The sequence below is a fragment of the Streptomyces misionensis genome (genome assembly GCF_007896895.1).
Lineage (GTDB): Bacteria > Actinomycetota > Actinomycetes > Streptomycetales > Streptomycetaceae > Streptomyces > Streptomyces misionensis_A.
The window spans coordinates 33696-37903 of the sequence record NZ_VOGW01000185.1 but is presented as its reverse complement, the minus strand read 5'-3'; the positions used below and the strand labels follow the sequence as shown (position 1 = coordinate 37903).

General features: G+C 74.2%; 4 protein-coding genes. 1 reads left to right on the top strand and 3 read right to left on the bottom strand.

Annotation, left to right across the window (positions count from 1 at the left end):
- The 3 genes from FRZ03_RS39530 to cobT all read right to left on the bottom strand — a co-directional run.
- Positions 1-628, bottom strand: a 628-nt coding sequence (locus FRZ03_RS39530; RefSeq protein WP_186785730.1) for a hypothetical protein, incomplete at its 3' end; no start/stop codon positions are given.
- 24 nt (positions 629-652) lie between these two features.
- Positions 653-2449, bottom strand: a complete 1797-nt coding sequence (locus FRZ03_RS31920; RefSeq protein ID WP_261399426.1) for a phosphatidylglycerol lysyltransferase domain-containing protein — start codon at positions 2447-2449, stop codon at positions 653-655.
- Between the two features lie 92 nt (positions 2450-2541).
- Positions 2542-3672: a nicotinate-nucleotide--dimethylbenzimidazole phosphoribosyltransferase gene (cobT, locus tag FRZ03_RS31915; protein ID WP_146468559.1), complete on the bottom strand. Its 1131-nt coding sequence runs from the start codon at positions 3670-3672 to the stop codon at positions 2542-2544.
- A 126-nt stretch (positions 3673-3798) separates the two neighbouring features.
- Between cobT and FRZ03_RS31910 the strand changes: the two genes are divergently transcribed.
- Positions 3799-4208 (top strand): class I SAM-dependent methyltransferase (locus tag FRZ03_RS31910; protein ID WP_222443428.1); only part of this gene is annotated, 410 nt, incomplete at its 3' end.

Below are 4208 nucleotides of genomic sequence, written 5' to 3'. Positions count from 1 at the left end.
TCGCCAGGCACAGCGATCCCACGGCCATCAGCGCGGCCAGATGCTCCTTGCCGGCCAGGTTCTCCTTCAGCAGCACCTCGGCCACCATCGCCACGGTCACCGCGCCCGCCGTGTGGTAGGCGCCGTGGCGCCAGGCCACGAACACCGCGAGGCCCACCACGGCCGCCGACGGGCCGGTGTCCACCACCTGCGCGTCCGTCCACGGCAGCCCGAACGGGGCGTGCGCGCCGAGCGTGATGCCGATGCGCGCGTACAGCGTCCCGGCGAGCGTGGCGAGGTAGGCGACGACCAGCGTCCGCCACCAGCCCAGGCACAGCTCGGCGATCCCGAAGACCAGCAGGACCTGCGCCAGCGCGCCCCACACCGGCAGGTCGAGGGCCGGCACGAACAGCGACAGCGGGGTGCGCAGCAGCCCCAGCCACAGCGGGTCCTCGGCCCGCACCGCGCCGAGGTTCTGCACCAGCCGGAAACCCCACGGCCGGTTCTGCACGAACTGGAGCAGCGCCGTCAGGAACACCGCCGCGGCGGTCACCGGCATCGCCCGCGGGCGCGGCCTCGGCAGGGGCCCGCGTACGGTGCCGTACAGCGGTCCCCACTCGGCGCGGGCCCAGCGGGCGAACGATCCCATGCGGTCTTCCCTACCCCGGTACGGTCATCGACGGCCGCCCAGCTGCCTGCGGTGCAGCCACTTGGGCAGCCCCGGCGCCTCCAGGAAGCCCTCCGCGCGGGCCGAGGCGAGGCCGATGCGCGGCAGGTCCGCGCTCTTCTCGAAGAGCAGGAACCGCGGCTCCCAGATGGGCCGGTACTTGGCGTTGGCGCGGTACAGCGACTCGATCTGCCACCAGCGGGAGAAGAAGCTGAGCAGCGACCGCCACAGCCTGAGCACCGGGCCGGCGCCCAGGCGCGCGCCCCGTTCGAAGACCGAGCGGAACATCGCGAAGTTCAGCGAGACCTGGGTGATCCCGATCTCCGCGGAGCGCCGCAGCAGTTCGATGACCATGAACTCCATCAGCCCGTTCTCGGCGTCCCGGTCGCGCCGCATCAGATCCAGCGACAGCCCCTTCGGGCCCCAGGGCACGAACGACAGCAGCGCCCGCGGCCGGCCCCCCGCGTCCGTGCACTCCAGCATCACGCAGCGCCCGTCCTCGGGGTCCCCGAGCCGGCCGAGCGCCATGCTGAACCCGCGCTCGGTCGCGCCGTCCCGCCAGTCGTCCGCGCGTTCGACGAGCAGCGCCATCTCGTGCGCCGGGATGTCCTCGTGGCGCCGCACGCGCACCTCGTACCCCGCGCGCTTCACCCGGTTGTAGGCCTGCCGCACGGTGCGCATCGCCCGCCCCTCCAGGGTGAAGTCGGCGACCTCCACGATCGCCTCGTCCCCGAGCTCCAGCGCGTTCAGCCCGTGCCGGGCGTACACGGTGCCCGCCTCCTCGCTCGCCCCCATCACCGCCGGGATCCAGCCGTGCGCCCGCGTCTTCGCGAGCCACGGCACGATCGCCCCGGGCCAGGCCTCCGGATCGCCCAGCGGGTCCCCCGAGGCGAGGCTCACCCCGCCGACGACCCGGTAGGCGACGGCCGCCTTGCCGGTCGGCGACCACACCACGCTCTTCTCCCGGCGCAGCGCGAAGTAGCCGAGCGAGTCCCGCTCGCCGTGCCGCTCCAGCAGCGCCCGCAGCCGCTTCTCGTCGTCCGCGGTGAGCGGGTCCACGGCCCGCCGGGAGCGGAAGGCGGCGTAGAAGACGGCGAGCACCAGGGCCGTGCTGAGCACGTTGATCGCGACATTGGCCCAGTTGGGCGGGGCGATGCCGGGGAAGTGGTGCTCGTCGGCGGAGACCGAGACCAGCCGCAGGGCGCCGAAGTGCCAGCGCTCCAGGAAGGTCGAACGGGCCGCGTCCGGCGCCTCGTTGGTGACCGTCACCAGCAGCCCGGCCAGCAGCGAGGCGGCCAGGCCCCCGCCGGCGGCGACCGTGGCCGCGAGCCGGGGGTTGGAGCGGTCGCCCTTGGCGTAGAACTCCCGCCGCCCCACGAGCAGCGACCCGACGAACGCGGCCGTCAGCGCCAGCGAGACCCAGTTCTGCGCGTACCGGTGGATCTCCGGGAACGCCATGGCGAACGCGAACAGCGCGAGGAAGGCGCCGCTGAGCACCAGGTTGAGGATCCACGCGGCGCGCTTGCGGCGCCGCATCGTGATCGCCAGGAACGTGGTGAACACCCCGGAGGCGAAGCCGGCGGTCAGCAGGTACGGCGTGAAGAAGTCGTCCTGGTTGTGCCGGCGCACGTCCTGGTAGAGCGAGACCCACACCGCGGTGAGGAAGTTGACGAAGGCGACCGCGCGCAGGTACCAGACGGCGAAGGCGGCGGCCCGCCGGGACGCCCCGCCGCCCCGCCGCCCTTCCTCGGCCGAACCACCCGCCTCCACGCGTCGCGAAACGGCAATCCGGGCATCTCCCATGAAGAAGATCTTATGGGTGCCGTCGTGGTGAACCGGACTCATCCGGGGACGTGCTCGTGGATGCGGCCGGTCGAGCGGGGGTGCGGCGTGCCCTACTCCGCGGACTCCTCCCGCCGCCCGGCGGCGTCCGGCTCCGCCTCGTCGCCCGCTTCCTTCCCGTCCTCGGCGTCCGGCTTCTCCGGCTTCTCCGGCAGCTCCGCCGCCAGCGCCGCCGCGGCCTGGACCAGCGGCAGGGCCAGCAGCGCGCCCAGCCCCTCGCCGGCCTTCACGCCCTGCGTCAGCAGCGGCTCCATCGCCATCCGGTCCAGCGCCTTCGCCTGGCCCGGCTCCCCGCTGTCGTGCCCGGCCAGCCACCAGTCCGGCGCCCGGAAGGCGACCCGCTGCGCGACCAGCGCGCACGCGGCGGCCACCACCCCGTCCAGGATCACCGGCAGCTTGCGCACCGCGCACTGGAGCAGGAACCCGGTCATCGCCGCCAGGTCCGCCCCGCCCACGGTGGCCAGCAGCTGCAACTGGTCGCCGAGCACCGGCCGCGCCCGGCGCAGCGCGTCCCGGATCGCCGCGCACTTGCGCATCCACGTCAGGTCGTCGATCGGGTGCCCGCCCCGCCCGGTCACCACGGAGGCGTCGGTCCCGCACAGCGCCGCGACCAGCACCGCGGCCGCCGTGGTCCCGCCCACGCTGACGTCGCCGAGCACCACCAGGTCGGTACCGGAGTCGGCCTCCTCGTCGGCCACGGCCATGCCCGCCCGCACCGCGGCCTCCGCCTCGTCCAGGGTGAGCGCGTCCTCGATGTCGATACGGCCGCTGCCGCGTCGCACCCGGTGCCGGGTGACCTCCGCGGGGAAGGCGTCCGGGTCGCAGTCCAGGGCCATGTCCACGATCCGCACCGGCACCTGGAGCCGGCGGGCGAGCACCGCGGCGGGGCTCGCGCCCTCCAGCACGTCCCGCACCAGGTGCCGCGCGCCGCCCGCGGGCCGCGCCGAGACGTCCAGAGCGGCGATGCCGTGGTCGCCGGCGAAGAGGATCAGCCGGGGCCGTTCGACGGGCCGTACCGGTACGGCGTTCTGCGCGGCGGAGAGCCACTCGCCCAGCTCGTCCAGGCGCCCCAGCGCCCCGGGCGGCACGATCTGGCGCTCCCGCCGGGCCTCGGCGTCGCGGCGCACGCCCCCGTCCGGGCGCTCGATCAGATCGGTGAAGTCGTCCAGATTAAGCACGCTCATTCGCCGAACAGTACCGCCCGGAGGCGAACGTCCCGGCGCCACATCGGCCCGATGTCGTTGCACCCGGGATCGGCATCCCATACGTTCCGTTTTGCAGCGAAATGTCGCACAGGGAGTCGCCCGTCCATGCCGACCTTCCACGAACGTCATCTGGAGCAGCTCCTCCACCGGCTCACCGCCCGCGCCCTGTCCGCGCTGCCGGAGCCGGAGAGCTGGCTGGACGTGGACACGGGCGACGGCCGCTTCCCCGAGGCGGCCAGGAAGCACTTCCCCTACACGAGCTTCGACGGCCTCGACCCGACGGACGGCCTGGAGCGGGCCCTGGCGGCGGAGCGGATCGAGGAGGCGTACCGCGGCCGGCTCACCACCCCGGGACTGACGGACCGTCTCCGCTCCCGCTACGACGTCGTCACCGTCCTGCGCCCCCCGGCCGACACCCCGGACGCCGAACTGCGGGCCGCCCTCACGGTCCTGCGCCCCGGCGGCCACGTCGTCCTGGACAGCGGCTGGAGCCGGATCGCCGCGGGGACCCCCTC